The organism is Caldisericum insulae, assembly GCF_047785965.1.
GTDB classification, from domain to species: Bacteria; Caldisericota; Caldisericia; order Caldisericales; family Caldisericaceae; genus Caldisericum; species Caldisericum exile_A.
Genome location: NZ_JBLOBF010000005.1, coordinates 34,558 through 55,033 on the forward strand (window position 1 = coordinate 34,558; position 20,476 = coordinate 55,033).

Sequence of the window (20,476 nt, forward strand, 5' to 3'; positions counted from 1 at the left end):
TAAAGTATGAAGAAAGTAGTAGCAATCTTTTTAGTTGTAGCATTTATGTTTGGCTTTGTACGTTTTAGCCCTGCGATTGCTGCATCTCAAGTTGTAATCAAAATGACTATTGGTAATCCTAAGGCTTATGTTGATTCAAAAGTTGTAACTCTTGATTCTCCTCCAATCATTGAGAATGGAAGGACGCTTGTCCCATTTAGATTTATTGGAGAATCTATTGGTGCAAATATTGGTTGGGATGGAACAAAGAAAGAAGTGAGCTATGTGTTTGGGGATATAAACCTTAAACTTACCATTGGTTCTAATAAAGCTGTAGTGAATAATGTTATTAACATGCTTGACGTTCCCCCAAAGATTGTTTCTGGGAGGACACTTGTTCCTGTAAGATTTGTAACTGAGACGCTTGGAGCAAAGGTCGGTTGGGATGCAAATACAAGAACTGTAACTATTACTGCCTCAACAACACCGCCAAAAATTACTTTTAAGCCAAAAGCGGAGTATACGATGCAGGTAAATGTTGGTCCTGCTTTTGATTGGGGAAAGGGCGCTCAAAAATGGGCTGATCTTGTAAAAGAGAGGACAAATGGTCTTATAAATATCAAGCCTTATTTTGGAAGTTCTTTACTTCAGGGAAAACAAACTAACTGGTTCCAAGCAGTATCTGAGGGAAGCATTGATTTTGTAATGGATTCAACAATTAATGCTTCTGGTGTGGTGCAATCTCTCAACCTTTTCTCATTGCCATTCTTTATAAATACATATGAGAATGTGGATAAAATAGAAAATGGTACTGCAGGTAAAATAATTATTGATCAGATGGAAAAACTTGGGGTTGTTCATCTTGCCTGGGGAGAAAATGGTTTTAGGCAGCTTACTAATAGCAAACGACCAATAAAGACACCAGAGGATATGAGAGGACTCAAATTTAGGGTAGTTGGCTCTCCTATATTTGTTGATATCTTTAAAACACTTGGTGCAGATGCTGTTTCTATGAACTGGGGCGATGCAGTTACGGCATTCCAACAAGGTGCAGTTGATGGCCAAGAGAACCCATATGGTGTTTTGATTCCCGTTCAAATTTGGCAGTATCACAAATATCTTACAAACTGGAATTATGTAATTGATCCTCTTATTCTTGGCGTAAGCAAACAAACCTGGGATAAATTCCCTCCTTATGTACAGAAAGCAATTAAAGATTCTGCTCTTGAAGCTGCAGAATGGGAAAAGGCTATGGTAAGGCGTGGTCTTGATGGGTTTATTTCTATAAATATATTGAAGAACAAATTTGGTGACACCCCTAATATACTTGATATGGTGGGTTATGTAAGAAGTAAGGGCATGCAGATTATTGATTTAACACCAGAGGAAAGACAACAATTCATTAACGCAACCAAATCTGTTTACGATAAGTGGATTCCAATAATTGGAAAGGATATTTATAACGCTGCTTTAAAGGATATGGGTAAATAAACACAAGGGAGGTGTAATCCCTCCCTTTTTAAATTTAAGGAGGTAAGATGAAAGAGCTAAAGATAGAAGAGGTACTTGTCGTCATAATAATAAGCATAATGGCTATCTTGGCATTCATAAACGTTCTAAGTAGATTTATATTCCACATATCATTTGCTGCAACAGAAGAAATTGAAATAAATATGTTTGTTTGGATAACCGTTCTTGGTATTGCAATGGCTTTTGAGAAAGGTTCGCACCTTGGAATGAATCTTGTGTTTGATAAATTTCCAAAAACACTTAAGTTAATTGCTGTTATTATTTCATCTCTTCTTGCAATATGGCTATTTGCAACCGTAGATTATTATGCAATAAAGGATGTGATAAGAGATTTAACGCTTTATCATTCTCGTTCTGAAGCACTCAACATTCCTGTTTGGATATACACAATCGGCACCCCTATATTTTCGATCTTTGTATTTAAAAGCATAATTGTTTTCACGGTTAAAAATATAAGTGCGATTGTCGGAGGCGCAAAATGAGTCCAGCATTAATCTTATTTGGTTTATTTATACTTCTTATCGTTATAGGTGCGCCAATAGGTACTGCAGTTGGAGTTGCTGGTGTTTTTGGAATCCTAAGGTACGACCTTGGTGTAACTATGATCGCCAAAAATTTTATTGCAGGTATTGCTAAGTTTCCTCTTATTGCTATACCCTTCTTTGTTCTTGAAGGTGAGTTACTTGCAAAAGGGGGTCTTGCTAAAAAGATATCTGATTTTATTATAATTCTTGTTGGAAGAGCTCGTGGTGGACTTGCGATTGCTGCGGTTGCTACTGCTGCTTTCTGGGGATCTATCTCTGGGTCAGGACCTGCAACTGCTGCAGCCATTGGGTTAATTTTTATTCCTTCAATGATTGAGCAGGGATATCTTGATACATTTGCTGCATCAGTTGTTGCAGCATCAAGCGGACTTGCAATTATTATCCCACCAAGCATTGCCTTCATCGTATATGGAAACATAACAGGAGTCTCGATTGGCGCTCTCTTTTTGGGTGGAATTCTCCCTGGACTTGTTATGATGGGATTTTTTATGATAATAACATACATTATTTCCAGAAAAAGAAACTATCGTGGAATTAGAGAAAGAGGAAGCCTAAAAGAGATATGGAATGCCTTTAAAGAAGCTATATGGGCAATTCTTGCTCCAGTTATTATTCTTGGTTCAATTTATGCAGGAATTGCAACACCAACTGAGTCGGCTGTTATTTCAGTTTTTTATAGTTTGTTTGTGGGGCTTTTTGTTTATAAGAGCCTCGGTAGAAAAGAGATAATCGACTCTCTAATAGGAACGGCAGTTACCTCAGCTGTTGTTATGTTTGTTGTAACATTTGCTGGAATTTTTTCAGTAACCGAAGCTACACTTGGTATTATTGATGCGGCAGGAAATTTTGTCATTAGTGTTGCAAAAAGCCCGATTGCTTTTCTTTTATTAGTGGATTTGGTTCTATTTATTGCCGGGTTTTTCTTGGATGCTATTTCAATTCTTTATGTTATTATGCCAATTTTCTTGCCTGTTCTTCAGGCATTTAAAATTGACCCTCTCTTCTTTGGTGTAGTAGTAACTGTTGCTCTTGCCATTGGTCAGATTACACCACCTGTTGCAGTAAATCTTTATGTAGTGTCGAATCTAATTAAGAAACCTCTTGACGAAACCTCAAAAGAAATTTGGCCATTTGTTGCTTTTGCAATAATAGGGTTGCTTTTAATTACATTTGTACCGAAACTTTCTCTTTTAATCCCTATTGCTTCTAAACTCTATACTCCATAAGTATTTCGAATTTGGGTTTTTATGCCTCGAAGGTTGACTTCGGGGCAATTTTTATTTCGTATAGAGTTAAACTTCTTGTTTGAATTATTTGGAAATTTTGGAATTTTTGTGTAAAATAGCAAAAAGTTTAGTGGAAGGTGAAATATGATTAGAAATTTAGGATTAGATAAGATAAAGGAGATTTTACCGCATAGGGAACCGTTTCTCTTCGTGGATGAAATTTTGGAAGTTGAGCCTGGAGAGAAAGCGATTGGAAAAAGGACATTTACGCAAAAAGATTTCTTTTTTGAAGGACACTTTCCTGGTTTTCCAATTGTTCCTGGTGTTATTTTGGTTGAATTTTCTGCGCAGGTTTCTGCCTTTATGATTCTTCTTAAAGAGGAATACAAAGATCTTTTTGGATATCTTGTAGGTATTGATGATTTTAGATTTATTAATAAAGTTAAGGAAAACGACACTGTCATTGCAAGATGTGAAATGCTTGATTTTAGGCATAATATTGCAAGAAGCAAGGTCGAATTATTCGTGAGTGACAAACTTGTTGCAAAGGGCATTATCAAGGCATTCTTTACAAATAAAAATTCATTAGGAGGTGCGTTTTGAAGGTAGGGATACTTGGGCTTGGAAGTTATATTCCAGAGAAAGTTATAACAAATCACGACCTTGAAAAATTTCTTGACACATCTGATGAGTGGATTAGAACTCGCACTGGTATCGTTGAAAGACGTTTTGCAAACGAAAATGAGGCAACATCAGACCTTGCAACTGTTGCTGCAAAAAGAGCACTTGAAGATGCAAATTTAAAACCTCAGGATATTGACCTAATCATAGTTGGAACAAATTCACCAGATATGCTTTATCCTGCAACTGCTTGTCTTGTTCAGGACAAGATTGGTGCAGCAGGTAAGTGCGCTGCATTTGATCTTCAAGCTGGTTGCCCTGGGTTTGTATATGCAACAGTTGTTGGTGCGCAGTTTGTAAAGAGTGGAGCATACAAACACGTTCTTGTAATTGGTGCTGAAGTAATTACGCGTATGATGGACCCAACCGATAGGACTACCTATGTCCTTTTTGGTGATGGAGCAGGTGCTGTTGTCCTTGGTGAAGTTGAAGATGATAGAGGCATAATAGATTTTGAGTTGTATGCCGATGGTTCAATTGCAGAGCACCTCACCTTGCCTGCTGGTGGTTCAAGAAAACCGTTTTCAGAAGAAGTTCTCAAGGAAAGAAGTTATTTTACGAAAATGAACGGAGGCGAGGTGTTTAAATTTTCGGTAAGAGAAATCTCGAGGATCTCCAAAAAATTGCTTGATAAAACTGGTACAAAATTGGAAGATATAGACTGGTTTATTCCCCATCAGGCAAACTTGAGAATAATTCAGGCAGGTGCAGAAAAACTTGGTATTCCAATGGAAAAAGTTGTGGTTACGATTGATAAATTTGGAAACTCATCTGCTGCATCTATTCCTATATCACTTGACACAATAAGAAAAGAAGGTAAACTTAAGAGAGGTAACTTGGTGCTCATGGTGTCGTTTGGTGCAGGTATGACATCAGGGGCAATCTTAATGAGGTGGTGAGGCATGATTGCATTTGTTTTTCCGGGACAGGGTTCGCAGTATGTGGGGATGAGTGCAAAAATCCCTGAAAGCTCAATCAAAAAGGAATTATTTAGCAAAGCATCAGAGATTTTAGGTTTTGATCTTTTGGAAATTTGCGAAAAAGGACCCCAAGAACTATTGACCTCAACTGACATTACTCAACCTGCTCTTTATACGGTATCTGCAATTTATGATCTGCTTCTTAAGGAAAAAGGAATAAAACCACAGGTCGTTTCTGGGCATAGCCTTGGTGAGTATTCGGCTCTATTTTCAGCGGAAGTTTTTTCTTTTGAAACGGGGCTTAAACTTGTGAGAACTCGTGGGTTACTTATGAAAAGTGCATCTTACGAGGCACCTGGAAAAATGCTTGCAGTGATTGGCCTTGATAAGGAAAAAATACAAAAAGTTCTTGATGAAGCTTCTAAAGTTGGTGTAATTGTTAACGCAAACTATAATGCCTTTGACCAAGTTGTCCTTTCTGGATCAGTTGAAGCAATTGCCGAGGCACAAAAAATTGCAAAAGAGCTTGGTGCACGTCTTGTAAAGCCGCTTGAAGTTTCTGCTGCATTTCACTCGCCTTTAATGGAGCCAGTTGTTCCTCATATGTCAAAAGCAATTGATGAAGCAGAATTTAAGACACCTTCAATTCCAATAATTCAAAATGTTACAGCAGAACCTGAAAGAGATGTGAGCCGAATAAAAGAAAACTTAAAGAAGCAATTAACAGGCTCAGTAAACTGGGTTGATTCGGTTTTAAAGATGGATTCAATGGGAGTAAAAGATTACTACGAAGTTGGACCTAAAAATGTTTTAAAAGGTCTCATTGAGAGAATTATTAAGGGCACAACTGTGAAACTTTCCGAGGAGGTTTTTAATGCTTGAGATAAATCTCAAGAATACAGTTTCAGTTGTAACAGGTGGTGGAAGAGGGATAGGGCGTGCAATTTCAATTGCTCTTGCAAAGGCGGGAAGTAGTGTTTCAATTATTTATACTTCAAGAGTTGACGATGCATTAAAAACAAAAAGCGAAATTGAATCCTTTGGTGGAGTTGCAGAGATTTTCCAATGCAATGTTGTTGATGAGGCTTCTTCTGAAAATGCAATCAGACAAATCATAGATAAGTTTGGAAGAATTGACGTTCTTGTAAATAATGCTGGCATAACTCGTGATACACTTCTTCTAAGGATGAGTGTTGATGATTGGGATGCAGTTTTAGACACAAATCTTAAGGGTGCATTTCTTATGACAAAGCACGCACTTAAATACATGATTAAGAATAATTCTGGGCGAATTGTAAATATTGGTTCAATCGTTGGAATTACAGGAAATGTTGGACAGGCAAACTATGTATCCTCTAAAGCAGGGCTTATTGGTTTTACGAAGGCAGTTGCGCTTGAATACGGTTCAAGAGGAATTACTTCAAATCTTGTTGCACCTGGTTATATTGAGACCGAAATGACAGAAAGATTACCTCAAAATGTAAAAGAAACCTATTTAAATAAGATTGTTTTGAAGAGAGCAGGTAAGCCTGAAGATATTGCAAATGTTGTTGTTTTCCTTGCTTCTCCTCTTGCAAGTTATATTACAGGAAGTGTTATAATTGTTGATGGTGGTTTGTCATTAACATAAAATTTAAATTTTAAGGAGGTTAGAAATGGAAGAAAGAGAAATTAGAGAAAAAGTTTTAAAGGTTGTAAAAGAGAAGTTAGGCGTGGAAGATGACAAAATTGTTGATTCTGCTGAATATGTAAAGGATCTTGGTGCAGATTCCCTTGCACTTGTTGACATTGCAATGGCTCTTGAAGATGAATTTGGCGTAAAGATCCCAGACGAAGACATTAATAAAATAACAACTATTGGTGCAACAATTTCATACATTAAGGAGCACTTAGGGTAGTATGGAAAAAGAAAGGGTTGTTATTACAGGTTTAGGAGTGGTATCTTCCATTGGAATTGGAATTAATGCATTTTTGGAAGGATTGCTTTCTCAAAAGTCTGGTGTTTCAAAGATTTCTTCCTTTGATGCATCTCAGATCTCTGTTCAAATAGGTGGCGAGATAAAGGACTTCAATCCCGAAAACTACCTTGATAAGAAAGAAGTTCCTCGCCTTGACAGAGTTCAGCACTTTGCATTTGCTGCAGCAAAAGAGGCAATTGAAGATGCAGGTATAGATACAAATGCTATTGACCCCGAAAGAGTTGGTGTTTATATAACTTCTGGGGTTGGCGGCATTATATCCCTTGAGCAGCAGATTCTTGTAAATAAAGAAAAGGGACCATCTCGTGTAAGCCCCTTCCTTATAACTCAGATGATTATTGATGCAATACCAGCATATGTTGCTCTTAAATATGGCTTCAAAGGTGAGACAAATGCTTCGGTTGCAGCATGTGCCTCCTCTGCAAAAACAATAGGACAAGCAATGCTTGCAATAGAAAGAGGGGATCTTGATATTGTTGTGACAGGTGGTGCTGAAGCTCCATTTACTCCAACTGCTGTTGCTGCATTTGCATCGATGCGTGCACTTTCAAAAAGAAATGATGACCCAGAACATGCTTCTCGTCCATTTGATAAAGAACGAGATGGTTTTGTAATGGGAGAGGGTGCAGGAATTCTCATCCTGGAATCTTTGAGCCATGCCAAAAAACGTGGTGCTAAAATCTACGCAGAGCTTGCAGGTTATGGTACTACAAATGATGCATATCATGTAACAGCACCAGATCCTTCGGCAAAGGAAGTTATTAGGGCAATGGAACTTGCTATGAAAAAGGCAGGGGTAAATAAGGAAGATGTAAATTATATAAATGCGCATGGTACTTCTACGCCTCTTAACGATAAGAACGAAACCTTTGCGATTAAGCAGGTTTTCCAGGATCTTGCGTATAAAATCCCTGTAAGCTCTACAAAATCACAAACAGGGCATTTGTTGGGAGCTTCGGCAGCCCTTGAATCTGTTGCAACGGTTCTTTCAATCCAAAAGGGGGTTATTTTCCCAACCATTAACTATGAGGTACCTGACCCAGAATGTGACTTAGATTATGTTCCCAATAAACCAAGAGAAGCAAACATTAAGGTTGCTTTAAAGAATTCTTTTGGATTTGGTGGGCACAACGTAGTACTTGTCTTTAAGAAATTTGAAGGATAAAACACTTCGCCGCTGACCAATTTTTCAATAGGAGGATTAGGGAGGTTAAGCCTCCCTAAAATTATTTTAAATGTGTTATAATTAAGCAAGGAGGTGGTTATTTTGGATTCATCTAAAAAAGATATTTTTACAATCCTCGTTGGTGGATCAGCAGGTAACGGGGTGAAAAAGATTGGTGCGGTTTTAAGTTCTTTCTTTTCAAACATGGGAAGATATGCCTTTGAAATGTAAGACTATCAGAGTCTAATTAAAGGTGGGCACAATTTTTGCGTTGTTTCTACATCAACAGAACCTATTTTAGCCACTATGAGAAAAAGGATGTAATTGTTGCGTTAGATGAGAGAAGTTATAATAAGCACAAGGATGAGGCAATCAAAAATGGTGTTGTTGTGTATAATTCAGATCTTGTGGAAGAAGCCGAACAAAATCATATTGGCATTCCTCTTACAACTTTTGGAAGGAAGTATCCAAACCCAGAATTAAGGTTAGGTATCTCTGCATTATCAGTTCTTTTCGGTGTATTAGGTCTTTCAAAAGATGAACTTGCAAATCTCATAAAGGAAAATTTTAGAGATGTAGAAAATAATATTAGTTTTGCAAACGAAGTTTATGATTATTTTGTTTCGCAATTCAAGGGAGAACGTATTCAATTAGATAAAGGAAATAAGAGAATGCCTGTTGTATCTGGCAATGAAGCAATCCCTCTTGGTGCATATGCAGGTGGCCTTGATATGTTCTTTGCCTATCCTATGACTCCTGCTTCAACAATTTTGCATTTCCTTGCGGCACATACAAGGGATTTCGAGATTGGGGTAATGCATCCTGAAAATGAGATTGCGGTTATAAATATGGCAATAGGTGCTGCTTCTGTTGGTCTCAAAACAATGGTTGCTTCTTCTGGTGGAGGTTTTGCTCTTATGGAGGAAGCTTTATCTTTAGCAGGTATGACAGAAACTCCAATTTTGGCTGTTTTATCATCAAGACCGGGTCCTTCAACGGGAGTGCCGACTTATACAGAACAAGGTGACCTTTATTTTGCTTTGAACCAGGGGCATGGTGAATTTCCGAAAATTGTTTCATCACCAGGAACACATGAGGAGGCATTCTATCTTGCATCCGAACTTTTGTCTCTTGCATGGGAATTTCAAACCGTTTCCATTCTTTTAACAGAAAAACATCTTTCAGAGAGTAGAAAAACATTTGAAATTGACCTCGATAAAGCGAGTTTTGCGGATTATTTTAAGCATACAGATGGTGAATATCTTAGATATAAACTAACAGATTCTGGAGTATCGCCATTACTTTTTCCACCCTCCCAAAGTGTAATTAAGTTTTCAAGTTATGAGCATGATGAATACGGACTTTCAACAGAGGATCCAGAGATGATAACAAAGATGCACGATAAAAGATTTAGGAAGTATAACTCAATCATCGAGAAATTTAAAAGCCTGAAAACCGTTAATATTTATAATTCACATTTGGGTGATAATGCACCCATTATCTATACATATGGTTCAACAACTATGTCTGTTCTTGAAGCGCTCAAATTTGGAAAAATTGAAGCAAGAGTTGTTCAACCGATTTACCTTGAGCCATTTCCTTCTTGGGAATTTAAACAATTTAGTGGTGTGAAATCATGTGTTATAGAACAAAGCGTTATGGGATCCTTTGAAAAACTTCTTAAGGAGAAAACAGGCATTGAAGTTAATAGCCACATTAGGAAATATGACGGTAGGCCTTTTGAAGTTGAAAGCCTTGCAAAAGCAATAAAGGAGGCGTTATCATGAGCGTAAGAGATGAGCTTACAACATATGAAGAAAATACATGGTGTCCTGGTTGTGGTAATTTTGGAATATTTACTGCATTTAAAGGTGCAATAAAGGAATTGGAGAATAGAGGCGTTAAGAAATCCCATGTTTTAATTACTGCAGGTATTGGTTGCCATGGAAAAATCTTTGATTATTTGAATTTGAGTGGATTTTACTCCCTTCATGGACGGGCCGTTGCTACAGCGCAAGGAATGAAATTAGGAAATCCTGACTTATATGTTGTAGCCTTTGTTGGAGATGGCGATGCAATGGGTGAGGGGCTTGAACATGTCCTTTTTGCAGCAAAAAGGAACGCTGATATTACAATAATAATGCATAATAACGGTGTATATGGGCTTACAACGGGGCAATTTACCCCTGTTTCACCAAAAGGTTTCAAAGGACCTTCAACACCTTTTGGCTCGGTGGAAGAACCTCTCAATCCCATAAAATTGGTACTTGATTCTGGCGCTACATTTGTTGCAAGAGGATATTCTGCAAAAATAAAGGAATTGACGAATATTTTTGTTGAAGCAATACTTCACAAGGGATTTTCTTTTGTTGATGTGCTTCAACCATGCGTATCATTCAATGATACCTATGAACTTTACAATAAAAATACATTCTTTGTAGATAAGATTGCAACTACAAAAGAAGAGGCAATTGAGATCTCAAATGTTCAAGATAAAATTCCTCTTGGTATATTTTACAAGGAAGATAAGTCAGTTCATCATGAACTTCTTTTAGAGGGAAAAAATCTCTTTAAGGAAAGTTTAACAAAGGAAAAACGGCTTCAAAAGATTAGAGAATTCCTTAATATATAATAAAATCGTTCTATTGAAAAACTTTTAGGGCACAAAAGATTTGTGCCCTAATTTAAATTTCTACACAGCACAACAATTTTTTTTATAATTCCTTCATAATTGTAACTAAAATATAAAATAGAATTAATAAAAAATATTACCTTTAGGAGGTTAAAATGAAGAAAACATTCTTAGAAATTGGATCAATAATATTGGCTATTATGATTATATTTACAGGTTGTAGCAGTGCAAATTTGAATAGCGAAGGCTATGTAAATAATAACCTACCAATCAATTCAACTGAGGTTTCGGTTTCGCATACAACGACAACACAAACAACTACTGACCTTACCAATATAGAAAAGGATGGAATTCTATACATAGTTGAAGAGGAGAAACTTGCTCACGATGTATACTCATATCTATATGACTTATGGGGTTTAACAATATTCAAGAATATTCAAAGCTCTGAGCAAACTCACATGAACGAAGTTTTAGGACTTATTGAAAAGTATGGACTTGTTGTACCATCAACTCTTTATAAACAGGGAGTTTTTACAGACCCTCATCTTCAGCAGTTGTATAATGATTTAACCACACAAGGTTCTAAATCTATTGTTGATGCACTTAAGGTTGGTGCTCTTATAGAAGAAACCGATATTATTGACCTTAAATCTTATATTAATAATACAGACAAAAACGACATAAAAACTGTTTATACAAATCTTATGAATGGCTCAAAAAATCATCTTAGGGCTTTTGTTAGTCAACTGTCCTCAAATGGTATTAAATATGCCCCTGTTCTTCTTTCGGTTGAAGAGTATAACGCAATAGTTGGAACTTCAAATGGGAGTTCTAACGGTAAAGGAAATTTCGGTAAATCTGGAGGTCACTAATGGAAACAAGAAGGAGAATTCTTAATATAAACCTTCTTATAGTAAAAATTAAAGCAATACTTTCGACTCTTATTCTCCTTCTTTTTATACCTGTCACTTTTTCTGGGATTGGTCTTTACTTTGCACCTTCAGGTAGAATTGCAAAAATAACCAATTGGACTTTTTTAGGCTTTTCAAAGGAAAGTCTTGAGGCTATGCATAATGTTCCTGGAATGGTTTTGGAGCTCTTGTTGTTATACATCTTTTACTAAACTTTAAAATTTACAAAAATGAGATAATTTGTTTAATAAGGACAAAAACTTATATATAAGAAACTAAAAGATTTTTATTAGGCTCGATTTATAGAATCGAGCCCTGTTTTTATAAATAGGTTTTTTCTAATAATGCTCTTTAAAAAAGAAAAATTTTTTAACTTTATGGAACTTTTTTGAAATTGCCTGTATCTAATTAGTGGAGGTGAAGGAAATGAATAAAAAATTATTAGTATTATTTGTAGTAATTGCGATTTTGACAGTTGTTTTTATTGGTGGAAGAACCCTTCCGAAGGGTTTTGCAACTGCTGATTCTGATCCTATGAACCACACAATTTCTGTGACAGGGGAAGGTTATGTTGAAGTTGTGCCAGATGTTTCTTACCTTAATTTTGGAGTCTTCTTTGAAGATCCAGATCCAGCAAAAGCAATGGATGGACTTGCAATAAAGGCAAATGGAATTATGGATATCCTTTTGAAGCAAGGTATTGCAAAGGAGAAAATTAAAACAACAAATCTAAATCTCTCTCCTATTTATTCATACAATCCACAAACAGGCAAATCAACTCTTGAAGGCTATAGAGCATCTGAAAACTTTCTTGTTGAAACAAAGATAGAAGAAGTAGGTAGAATTCTAAGCGCCATTGTAAAAGCAGGTGTTAACGATATTGGTGGTATTTCTTTTGATGTCTCAAACAAAGAGGATCTTAAACTTAAAGCAATCGAGAATGCTATGCAAAATGCACGTGCAAAGGCTGACGCATCGTTAAAGAACACAAACTACAAAGTTACAGGTATTAAGTCTATTTCTATTGAATCTATAAATTATCCTCAGCCTATCTTTAAATCATTTATGGCAGGACAATCTGAAACTAATGTACCCGTCCAAGGCGGAACATTAAAGGTAAATGCTAATGTGCAGGTTGTATTTACGTTTGACTAAAATTTAGGAATTTTTTTAAAGCCGGATTTCTATCCGGCTTTTTTAATTTTTACGAGGTTAAGTTCTATAAATGTCTTTAATTTCTTTAAAAACGTTATATAATCGATGTTTTCCTCTTTAAGTATTAAAGCAACAGGCATTCCTTTTCCGAGCTTACTTAAAAACTTTAAGTCACTTCCCGATATTGAAATAGATTCAAGATTTGTTTCGTGAGATAACTCAAATTCAGTATCATCAAAGATCTTGCTATTTAAGTCTGAAAGTTCTTCTTTTATTTTTAGTCCTTCTGTAATTAGGTCAAAAAATGGTTTTGAGATTGTTATATATTTAGAGTTTAACATATCTTTGAATTCAAATGTGCCTTTTGCTTCGATGAAAGCTTCAAAAAGGGCATTTATTCCACGTTCATAGTGAGGAGAAAATGCATGGTATATGCTGTCTTTGTTAATATAAATTCCATACTGTCCGTGAGCGCCTTGAATATCAATTCTTCCAAATTTTTTCGATTGGTTTATAGCCTGCAGGAGTTCTTCAAGCGAAAAACTTTCGAGAGAACCTTTCATTAGACTCTTTTATGCCTCTTTTGAGTCCTCTATCTTGAAACGCCTTCTTTCTTTAAATTCTTCCCTTTTTCCGTTATTCCAATGCTGTACGGGTCTTAAATAACCAACAGGTCTTGACCAAATTTCACAACGAGTCCTTAACTCTTCTCTAATGATAGTGCCATCTTCAAGAACAAGGTCACCTTCTCTTAACACTTTCTCTTCCATCTCTTCCTCCTTCTTTTAAATTATATACAGAAATGTAAAAAAAGAAAAAATTTTTTAATCATTTAAAAAATTCTTATAAAAAGTATATAATACTAATGAAAATACAAAATTTATGAAAGGAAGGGGGTAGTGAAAATGAAGAAGTTTATTTCGGTTTTTGTAGTACTGTTTTTACTTGTCACGTTTATTCCAGCTCTTCCCAAACAACAGTTTGCAAATGCTACAACCTATGGTAATGTTGATTTAGATGTACTTGTAGAAAGGGGTGTTCTTCAGGGTTATCCTGATCAAAGTCTTCATCTTGAGCGCACTCTTACAAGAGCTGAATTTGCCAAAATGATAGTAAAGGCATTTCCTTACGACTTTATCCCATGGTTTAACCTTTCGAAGTATACCTTTAAGGACACACCAAAAGATTTCTGGGCATCTCCTTACATTGAAACACTTGCAAGGGCAAAGGTCTTTATGGGGTATCCAGATGGCACATTTAAACCAAACAGTCCTATTACACTTGATGAAGCGGTTTTGGTTCTTTCAAGGGCTCTTAAGATTACAAATCCACAAGCAGAAAATGTGATCTCAAATTTCAAAGATGCAAATATGCTTCTTCCTGAGGCAAAAGATTTTGTAAATTACTTTGTAAAAATGGGATTTTATAAACCTACAGGTGATACACTTGGTGCAGGAAAACCAATAACAAGAGAGGCGTTTGCGCATATGCTTGCATCTTCAAGATTCCCTGTTATAACAATACTACATACAAATGACTTCCATATGTATTTACTTGGTTCAACCGATAAAGACAAGAAACCTATTGGTGGAAGCGCAAGGATTTATACAGTTGTTAAAGAGGAAAGAGCATATAATCCGGATAGAACACTTCTTGTTGATGCAGGAGATGCAATTGGCGGTGGTCCTCCAATTGGAGCGTTCTTCTACGGGAAGGACGTAATTGAGGTTTACAATGCAATGGGTTATAACTATGCAACATTTGGGAACCATGAATTTGATTGGGGAAAAGATGTCCTTGCAGAAAGGGTATCAGAGGCAAAATACACATACATCTGCTCCAATGTCATTGATACAAAAACAAATTCTACTTTTATGAGCAAACCCTATGATATAAAGTCTTTTGGCTTTGTAAAGCTTGGTCTCTTTGGGCTTGAAAATCCACAACTTCCAATACTTGTTAATCCAAACGGGCTTCAAGGACTTGAGATTCTTGACCCAGTAAAGACTGCAACAAATGTTGTTTCAACATTAAAAGATAATTCAAACTTCATAGTGCTTCTTTCACATCTTGGGTATTCTGCAACAGACTATTACACTGGTGATATTGGTGACGTGCAACTTGCAAGCAAGGTCAACGGAATAAACCTTATCATTGGTGGGCATACTCACACGGTTCTTGATAAGCCAACGATTGTAAATGGGACATACATTGTTCAGACGGGTTCATATGGAAACAATCTTGGTGAAGTCAAACTCTATTTCGAGGCAAAAGCCGATTCGGTAAGGCTTGCAAAAATTGACTACAAATTAATTCCAATCAATGGCGATATTAAAGAGGATGAGGGAATTCTCTCAATTATTAAACCCTATAACGATGAAGTAAGTAAGAAGATGTCAGAGGTAATTGGTGAAGCACTTGTGGATCTTGACGGTTCAAGACCAAATATAAGAATTAAGGAAACAAACCTTGGCGATTTCATTGCGGATTGGATGAGAGAAATTTCAAGTGCGGATATTGCAATTACAAATGGCGGTGGCATTAGAGCCTCTATTCCTAAAGGACCCATAAGTGTTGGGACGATCTATACCGTGCTTCCTTTCGATAATCTTATAGTGATGCTTGATTTGAAAGGCTCCGATGTTCTTGCGGCACTTGAAAATGGGTATTCACAAGTTGAAGCACAAGCTGGAAGATTTGCACAAATTTCAGGGATACGAGTAAAAGTAGATCTTACAAAGAAGCCTGGAAGTAGAGTTGTTGAAGCAAAACTTTTAGACGGCACACCTATTGATCCAAACAAAGTTTACAAAGTGGCAACAAATGACTTTATGGCAGCAGGTGGAGATGGCTATACTGTGTTTAAGAATGCGCTTTCCATTAAAATTGTAACTGGAAATTATATGAGAGATGATCTTGTAAACTACATTAAAGCACATCCAAAGGTGTATAAAGAAGTTGACGGAAGAATAACATTTGTAACACCATAAGAAACTTTATATAAATATCAAAAGGGGGCTCATGAGCCCCCTTTTAAAGTTTTTATGAGTAGCTACTCACTCGAAATACTTTATATTTTCTTCATTAAAGATATTTGGTGCAATTGAGGAAACCTGCTTAAACATTTCCTCAGCCATTGCTCTTATCTCCCACTGAGCGTGTGGATCAAGGCGAAGTTTAAAAAAGTGCATTAATTCTCTTGCATTTGCAGTTGCAACCATTTTGGTTTCTGTTGCATTAGGCAGAACAAATCTTGCATCTTCCTCAGGAATTTTTAATAAGAGAAGTTTTTTGTATGATTCTTCTATTAACTCTAAAGTTTTTTTAAACACTTCAAGTGCATCAGAATTATTCTTGATTGATGGAGGAATTATAAATGTTGGGTTGTCGTATTTCACATATCTTTGAGATTGCTGTGTAAATGAAAAAAATCTATGCCTTACAAATTGATGTGAACAAGATCGTGAGATGCCCTCAATTACAAATGTGAAACTTATATGCTCAAACACAGAAAAATGCCCCAATTTCAGTGCAAGGTTTATGAGGTGCACGATGTCTTCGCTTTTGAGATTTAAATCTTTTACGGAACCCTGATAGCGAGACTGCCTCATTGCAGTCGCAACAGTTATTTCCGGATTAGGAGTATAGTTAATAAGAGTAACAGATACCCTGCCCTCAAGCACAGAACACCCCCAAATCTTCAGTTTTTAAAAATACTCTAAAAACTATTTGCATCTACTTTCTAAATGTCTATTTTCAAATCCACGTTAATCTTAGCAGGTTTTTTATTATTTTCAAGCTCTCCCCTTTTTGCCTTCTCTTTTAGCTCTTCATCGCATAGAGGACAAAATTCATGCTCTCCTGCTATATATCCATGCTTTGGGCAAATTGAGAATGAGGGAGTAATGGTAATATATGGGATTTCGAAGTTTTCTAATATCTTTTTCACAAATATCTTAGCGGAATTAGGATTGTAAAGTCTTTCTCCTAAGAAGAAGTGTACAACAGTCCCACCGGTATATAACCTTTGAACCGGCTCCTGAAGCTCAGCAAGTTCAAATGGGTCATCTGTATAGTCTACAGGGAGTTGTGTTGAGTTAGTATAGTAAGGGTTTTCTTCTGTCCCCGCAGTCACGATATCAGGATAAATTTTTTTGTCCTTCACTGCTAATGAATAAGATGTTGATTCTGATGGTGTTGCTTCGAGATTAAACAGGTGTCCTGTATCTTCTTGGAACTGCTTTAGTTTTTCTCTTATATGAAGCATTACATCAACTGCAAATTGAATACCTTTTTGCGTTCCCATATGAACTGATCTGTCAAAAAGCATTTGTAAGGCTTCGTTCATACCTATAATGCCAATTGTTGAAAAGTGATTATCCCAATAATGTCCTGTTGATTCTTTTATAGATTCAAGATAGATTCTTGAATATGGGTAAAGTCCCATTTCGGTAAATTTTTCAACTGCATTTCTTTTCTTTTCAAGTCCTTCTTTTGAGGCTTCAAGTATTTCATCAAGCATTGCATAGAATTCGTTAATATTGTGATTTGAAAGGTATGCAATACGAGGAAGATTAATTGTGATGACGCCCACAGATCCTGTGAGGGGATTTGCACCAAATAGCCCTCCGCCTTTGTTTTTTAGCTCTCTTGTCTCCAAACGAAGCCTGCAGCACATTGACCTTGCATCTTCCGGTCTTAAATCCGAACGGATGTAATTTGCAAAGTATGGGGTCCCATACTTTGCTGTTGCAGCCCAAACAGGTTCAAGCACTGGATTATTCCAATCAAAGTCCTTAGAGATATTAATTGTTGGTATTGGAAACGTAAAAGGTCTTCCATGCCCATCGCCTTCAATAAATACCTCAAAAAGTGCCTTGTTTATAATATCCATTTCTTTTTGAAACATGCCGTAGGTATATTCCTTGATTGATCTTCCTCCAATAACAACAGGTTTGTCTTTCAAAAGCGGATGCGGCGTTAAATCAACCGTTATATTGGAAAATGGAGATTGTCCTCCTGTTCTCATTGTTTGGTTCATGTTATATACAAATTCTTGAATTTGCTGTTTTACCTCTTTGTAGGATAAATTATCAAAGTATACGAAGGGAGCAAGAAGAGTATCAAAAGATGAAAATGCCACTGCACCTGCCGCTTCGTTTTGGAGTGTAAAAAGGAAATTCATCATTTGTCCTAAAATTGATGAAAAGTGTTTGGCAGGGGTAGAATAAGGTTTTCCCGGAACACCGCCAAAACCACGTTTAATAAGGTCTTCAAGGTCCCAGCCGACACAATAGGCAGTTAGTGAGGAGAGATTATGAATATGTACAAAGCCATCTCTATGGTAATCTGCAATCTTCTTGGGATAGACCTTTTCAAGCCAATAAATCTCTTCTGCTTTTCCTGTAATATATGCCTTTAATCCCTGTATTGAGTAGTCAATGTTCGCATTTTCATGCACTTCCCAGGTTTCTTCTCCTATGTATTGGTCAAAGAGTTCAGGTATGTTAAGATGTTTTCTTAATTCTCTAAGTTCTCTTCGCTTCTCTCTGTAGATGATAAATGCCTTTGCAGTTTGAAAGAATCCTTTTCGCATTAATACTTCTTCGATTTTGTTTTGAATGACTTCAATGTTTAATGGTTCTTCTTCGTCAATAAGTTCATTTACAACAATGTTTGTTAGGTAGTTAGCTGTTTCTACCCCAAATTCATGTGTTGCAATTCCTGCTTTTTCAATTGCTTTAGTTATCTTCTCTTTTTCAAAAGGCACAATTCTTCCATCTCTTTTTTGGACAAATTTTATCATTTCTATCACTCCTTTATATGCATAGGATAAGAGAAATTGGTCTAAAATCAAATACTCTATAAAAATAATCTTTAAAAACTTAAGTTTAACAAAGTTTCTTTTTAAAAAATTGTAAAGCTTCGGGGCGCTTTAAAACGTCAAATTTTTCGAAAAAAGTACCAAAAATATAAAATTACCCTAAAAACCTCTTGACATAAAGTAAAATTCGTATATATTAGAATTAAGCAAGTATTTATGCGGTGTTATTGAAAGATACTGCATAAATACTTGAAAATAGCGTTATTAAGAAAGGAGGTGAAAATTGATGAACAAGCCAGAACTCATTACAGCAATTGCTGAGAAGACCGGAATGAAGAAGAAAGACGTCGAAGCAATGCTCGATGCATTTATCGATGTCGTGAAGGAGACTCTCAAGAAAGGTGACAAAGTAGCACTTATTGGCTTTGGAACCTGGGCAACAAGAGAGAGAGCAAAGAGGAACGGTGTTAATCCCAGAACCGGAAAGAAGATCTCAATTCCAGCAAAGGTAGTTCCTTACTTCAAGGTCGGTAAAGAATTGAAGGACGCAGTTTCTAAGTAGTTTCCTAAGCCTTATCTTTCATTGTGGGGGGGGTGATGCCCCCCTTTTATATTTTAGAGCTTTTTAAAAATGAATCAATAAATTTCTCAAAGTAAAAAATTATCTCTTGACTTTAAAGTTTTTTTCATATAATTCTTTCAATAAATTTATAAGGGGTAAAAAAACTTAAGAGGAGGCGAAGGATGAGTAAAAAGGCATTAGTTGTGCTACTACTCATTGTAGCACTTGTAAGTACAACATTCACGGGGTGTAAAACGGCCCAAGGTCCAAGCGTCAAGATTGGAGGTATTGGTCCTGTAACAGGAGAAGCATCTACTTTTGGTGTATCAACAAGAAATGGCTATGAAATGATGATTGAGGAGTGGAACGCAAAAGGTGGAGTTCTTGGTAATAAAGTTGAACTTGTATTTGCAGATGACAAAGGAGACCCAACAGAAGGCGCAACAGCAGCACAGAAACTCATTAATGAGGACAAGGTTGTTGCAATTGCAGGTACAGTTATGATTAAGGTTTCTCTTGCAATTGCTCCTATTTGCCAAAACGCAGGAATTCCAATGGTTTCACCCACTTCAACTAACCCAAAGGTTACACAAGTTGGTGATTATATCTTCAGGGCCTGCTTCATTGATCCATTCCAGGGTACTGTTGGTGCAGTGTTTGCATACAATAACCTTAAAGCAAGAAAAGCAGGTGTTCTTTTTGACAACAGTAAAGACTATACAAAAGGACTTGCAGAATTCTTTAGGGATAAGTTTACTTCACTTGGTGGACAGATTGTTGCATTTGAAGGACATCCAGCAGGTACAACAGACTTTACTCCGTTCTTAACAAAAATTCTTGCAGGATCTCCTGATGTAATTTATTGCTCTGATTACTACAACGATGATGGTCTTATGGCAAAGCAAGCAAGACAACTTGGATACAAAGGACCATTCCTTGGTGGCGATGGTTGGGATTCACCAGACTTAGTTAAAATTGGTGGAGATGCAGTTAATAACTCTTATTTTACAAACCACTTCTCCAAGGATGATCAAAGACCTGAAGTTCAAGAGTTTGTCAAGAAATATACCGCAAAATATGGTGAAGCACCTGATGCGCTTGCAGCTCTTGGATATGATGCAATGGGACTTATCCTTCAGGCAATTCAGAATGCAGGTTCAACTGATGGTGCAAAAATAAGAGACGCTTTGAAAAACATCGAATATCATGGAGTTTCGGGTTTGATTAAGTTTGATGAAAACAGGAACCCTGTTAAGCCTGCAGTTATTATTAAGATAGAAAACGGTAAACAGGTATATGTAACAACAGTTAACCCATAGTTTATCTTGAGGCAGGGGAGTATCTTCCCCTGCCATTTTTGAAAG

At 36.5% G+C, this 20,476-nt stretch carries 22 protein-coding genes; 18 read left to right on the forward strand and 4 right to left on the reverse strand.

The window, feature by feature from the left end; translation table 11 throughout:
• Positions 1-6 precede the first annotated feature (6 nt).
• From ACMV0E_RS04520 to ACMV0E_RS04590, 15 genes are all read left to right on the forward strand, one after another.
• Positions 7-1,470, forward strand: a complete 1,464-nt coding sequence (locus ACMV0E_RS04520; RefSeq protein WP_416085184.1) for a DctP family TRAP transporter solute-binding subunit — start codon at positions 7-9, stop codon at positions 1,468-1,470.
• 47 nt (positions 1,471-1,517) lie between these two features.
• Positions 1,518-1,991 carry a TRAP transporter small permease gene (locus tag ACMV0E_RS04525; RefSeq protein ID WP_416085185.1) on the forward strand — a complete coding sequence of 158 codons (474 nt, stop codon included), beginning with the start codon at positions 1,518-1,520 and terminating at the stop codon, positions 1,989-1,991.
• A complete protein-coding gene (locus tag ACMV0E_RS04530) occupies positions 1,988-3,280 on the forward strand; it encodes a TRAP transporter large permease (RefSeq protein ID WP_416085186.1) in 1,293 nt (430 codons plus the stop codon). The genes ACMV0E_RS04525 and ACMV0E_RS04530 overlap by 4 nt, the downstream gene beginning before the upstream one ends.
• Before the next feature lie 144 nt (positions 3,281-3,424).
• Complete coding sequence (gene fabZ, locus ACMV0E_RS04535) at positions 3,425-3,883, forward strand: 3-hydroxyacyl-ACP dehydratase FabZ (protein WP_416085187.1); 459 nt, start codon at positions 3,425-3,427, stop codon at positions 3,881-3,883.
• Complete coding sequence (locus ACMV0E_RS04540) at positions 3,880-4,860, forward strand: beta-ketoacyl-ACP synthase III (RefSeq protein ID WP_416085188.1); 981 nt, start codon at positions 3,880-3,882, stop codon at positions 4,858-4,860. The genes fabZ and ACMV0E_RS04540 overlap by 4 nt, the downstream gene beginning before the upstream one ends.
• Before the next feature lie 3 nt (positions 4,861-4,863).
• Complete coding sequence (fabD, locus tag ACMV0E_RS04545) at positions 4,864-5,763, forward strand: ACP S-malonyltransferase (RefSeq protein WP_416085189.1); 900 nt, start codon at positions 4,864-4,866, stop codon at positions 5,761-5,763.
• A gap of 1 nt (position 5,764) precedes the next feature.
• A complete protein-coding gene (fabG, locus tag ACMV0E_RS04550) occupies positions 5,765-6,511 on the forward strand; it encodes a 3-oxoacyl-[acyl-carrier-protein] reductase (RefSeq protein WP_416085261.1) in 747 nt (248 codons plus the stop codon).
• 25 nt (positions 6,512-6,536) lie between these two features.
• Positions 6,537-6,779, forward strand: coding sequence for an acyl carrier protein (acpP, locus tag ACMV0E_RS04555; protein ID WP_416085190.1), 243 nt, complete (start codon positions 6,537-6,539; stop codon positions 6,777-6,779).
• Between the two features lies 1 nt (position 6,780).
• On the forward strand, positions 6,781-8,025 hold the full coding sequence (gene fabF / locus ACMV0E_RS04560) for a beta-ketoacyl-ACP synthase II (protein WP_416085191.1): 1,245 nt from the start codon (positions 6,781-6,783) through the stop codon (positions 8,023-8,025).
• Between the two features lie 102 nt (positions 8,026-8,127).
• Entirely contained in the window at positions 8,128-8,256 is a 129-nt protein-coding gene (locus ACMV0E_RS04565) for a hypothetical protein (RefSeq protein WP_416085192.1), read from the forward strand.
• Between the two features lie 35 nt (positions 8,257-8,291).
• Positions 8,292-9,812, forward strand: a complete 1,521-nt coding sequence (locus ACMV0E_RS04570) for a 2-oxoacid:acceptor oxidoreductase family protein (protein WP_416085193.1) — start codon at positions 8,292-8,294, stop codon at positions 9,810-9,812.
• On the forward strand, positions 9,809-10,657 hold the full coding sequence (locus ACMV0E_RS04575) for a thiamine pyrophosphate-dependent enzyme (protein WP_416085194.1): 849 nt from the start codon (positions 9,809-9,811) through the stop codon (positions 10,655-10,657). The genes ACMV0E_RS04570 and ACMV0E_RS04575 overlap by 4 nt, the downstream gene beginning before the upstream one ends.
• Positions 10,658-10,812: 155 nt before the next feature.
• Entirely contained in the window at positions 10,813-11,532 is a 720-nt protein-coding gene (locus ACMV0E_RS04580; RefSeq protein WP_416085195.1) for a DUF2202 domain-containing protein, read from the forward strand.
• Entirely contained in the window at positions 11,532-11,783 is a 252-nt protein-coding gene (locus tag ACMV0E_RS04585) for a DUF4405 domain-containing protein (protein ID WP_416085196.1), read from the forward strand. Before ACMV0E_RS04580 ends, ACMV0E_RS04585 begins: the two co-directional genes overlap by 1 nt.
• Before the next feature lie 214 nt (positions 11,784-11,997).
• Entirely contained in the window at positions 11,998-12,726 is a 729-nt protein-coding gene (locus ACMV0E_RS04590; protein ID WP_416085197.1) for an SIMPL domain-containing protein, read from the forward strand.
• Between the two features lie 29 nt (positions 12,727-12,755).
• Here the strand turns inward: ACMV0E_RS04590 and ACMV0E_RS04595 are convergent, their stop codons facing one another.
• Both ACMV0E_RS04595 and nrdD read right to left on the reverse strand, forming a co-directional pair.
• Complete coding sequence (locus tag ACMV0E_RS04595; protein ID WP_416085198.1) at positions 12,756-13,289, reverse strand: DUF4388 domain-containing protein; 534 nt, start codon at positions 13,287-13,289, stop codon at positions 12,756-12,758.
• Between the two features lie 9 nt (positions 13,290-13,298).
• Positions 13,299-13,496: an anaerobic ribonucleoside-triphosphate reductase gene (gene nrdD, locus ACMV0E_RS04600; RefSeq protein ID WP_416085199.1), complete on the reverse strand. Its 198-nt coding sequence runs from the start codon at positions 13,494-13,496 to the stop codon at positions 13,299-13,301.
• A gap of 135 nt (positions 13,497-13,631) precedes the next feature.
• On the opposite strand from nrdD, the gene ACMV0E_RS04605 reads away from it, so the two are divergent.
• The gene (locus ACMV0E_RS04605; protein ID WP_416085200.1) at positions 13,632-15,716 is read left to right on the forward strand and encodes a 5'-nucleotidase C-terminal domain-containing protein; all 2,085 of its coding nucleotides are present in this window, start codon (positions 13,632-13,634) and stop codon (positions 15,714-15,716) included.
• A gap of 66 nt (positions 15,717-15,782) precedes the next feature.
• Here ACMV0E_RS04605 and thyX read toward each other — a convergent pair whose 3' ends face one another.
• Both thyX and ACMV0E_RS04615 read right to left on the reverse strand, forming a co-directional pair.
• Positions 15,783-16,409 (reverse strand): FAD-dependent thymidylate synthase, encoded by a 627-nt coding sequence (thyX, locus tag ACMV0E_RS04610; protein WP_416085201.1) that lies wholly within the window; start codon positions 16,407-16,409, stop codon positions 15,783-15,785.
• A 59-nt stretch (positions 16,410-16,468) separates the two neighbouring features.
• Positions 16,469-18,532, reverse strand: coding sequence for a ribonucleoside triphosphate reductase (locus ACMV0E_RS04615; protein WP_416085202.1), 2,064 nt, complete (start codon positions 18,530-18,532; stop codon positions 16,469-16,471).
• 304 nt (positions 18,533-18,836) lie between these two features.
• Between ACMV0E_RS04615 and ACMV0E_RS04620 the strand changes: the two genes are divergently transcribed.
• Together ACMV0E_RS04620 and ACMV0E_RS04625 are read left to right on the forward strand one after the other, a co-directional pair.
• Positions 18,837-19,112: an HU family DNA-binding protein gene (locus tag ACMV0E_RS04620; RefSeq protein WP_416085262.1), complete on the forward strand. Its 276-nt coding sequence runs from the start codon at positions 18,837-18,839 to the stop codon at positions 19,110-19,112.
• A 182-nt stretch (positions 19,113-19,294) separates the two neighbouring features.
• Complete coding sequence (locus ACMV0E_RS04625; protein WP_416085203.1) at positions 19,295-20,431, forward strand: ABC transporter substrate-binding protein; 1,137 nt, start codon at positions 19,295-19,297, stop codon at positions 20,429-20,431.
• Positions 20,432-20,476: the final 45 nt, after the last annotated feature.

Excerpts from the sequence above, each read along its gene's own strand:
- ACMV0E_RS04520 (WP_416085184.1), top strand. The coding sequence starts at position 7 with ATGAAGAAAGTAGTAGCAATCTTTTTAGTTGTAGCATTTATGTTTGGC.
- ACMV0E_RS04525 (WP_416085185.1), top strand. The coding sequence starts at position 1,518 with ATGAAAGAGCTAAAGATAGAAGAGGTACTTGTCGTCATAATAATAAGC.
- ACMV0E_RS04530 (WP_416085186.1), top strand. The coding sequence starts at position 1,988 with ATGAGTCCAGCATTAATCTTATTTGGTTTATTTATACTTCTTATCGTT.
- fabZ (WP_416085187.1), top strand. The coding sequence starts at position 3,425 with ATGATTAGAAATTTAGGATTAGATAAGATAAAGGAGATTTTACCGCAT.
- fabD (WP_416085189.1), top strand. The coding sequence starts at position 4,864 with ATGATTGCATTTGTTTTTCCGGGACAGGGTTCGCAGTATGTGGGGATG.
- acpP (WP_416085190.1), top strand. The coding sequence starts at position 6,537 with ATGGAAGAAAGAGAAATTAGAGAAAAAGTTTTAAAGGTTGTAAAAGAG.
- fabF (WP_416085191.1), top strand. The coding sequence starts at position 6,781 with ATGGAAAAAGAAAGGGTTGTTATTACAGGTTTAGGAGTGGTATCTTCC.
- ACMV0E_RS04575 (WP_416085194.1), top strand. The coding sequence starts at position 9,809 with ATGAGCGTAAGAGATGAGCTTACAACATATGAAGAAAATACATGGTGT.
- ACMV0E_RS04580 (WP_416085195.1), top strand. The coding sequence starts at position 10,813 with ATGAAGAAAACATTCTTAGAAATTGGATCAATAATATTGGCTATTATG.
- ACMV0E_RS04585 (WP_416085196.1), top strand. The coding sequence starts at position 11,532 with ATGGAAACAAGAAGGAGAATTCTTAATATAAACCTTCTTATAGTAAAA.
- ACMV0E_RS04590 (WP_416085197.1), top strand. The coding sequence starts at position 11,998 with ATGAATAAAAAATTATTAGTATTATTTGTAGTAATTGCGATTTTGACA.
- ACMV0E_RS04595 (WP_416085198.1), bottom strand. The coding sequence starts at position 13,289 with ATGAAAGGTTCTCTCGAAAGTTTTTCGCTTGAAGAACTCCTGCAGGCT.
- nrdD (WP_416085199.1), bottom strand. The coding sequence starts at position 13,496 with ATGGAAGAGAAAGTGTTAAGAGAAGGTGACCTTGTTCTTGAAGATGGC.
- ACMV0E_RS04605 (WP_416085200.1), top strand. The coding sequence starts at position 13,632 with ATGAAGAAGTTTATTTCGGTTTTTGTAGTACTGTTTTTACTTGTCACG.
- ACMV0E_RS04615 (WP_416085202.1), bottom strand. The coding sequence starts at position 18,532 with ATGATAAAATTTGTCCAAAAAAGAGATGGAAGAATTGTGCCTTTTGAA.
- ACMV0E_RS04620 (WP_416085262.1), top strand. The coding sequence starts at position 18,837 with ATGAACAAGCCAGAACTCATTACAGCAATTGCTGAGAAGACCGGAATG.
- ACMV0E_RS04625 (WP_416085203.1), top strand. The coding sequence starts at position 19,295 with ATGAGTAAAAAGGCATTAGTTGTGCTACTACTCATTGTAGCACTTGTA.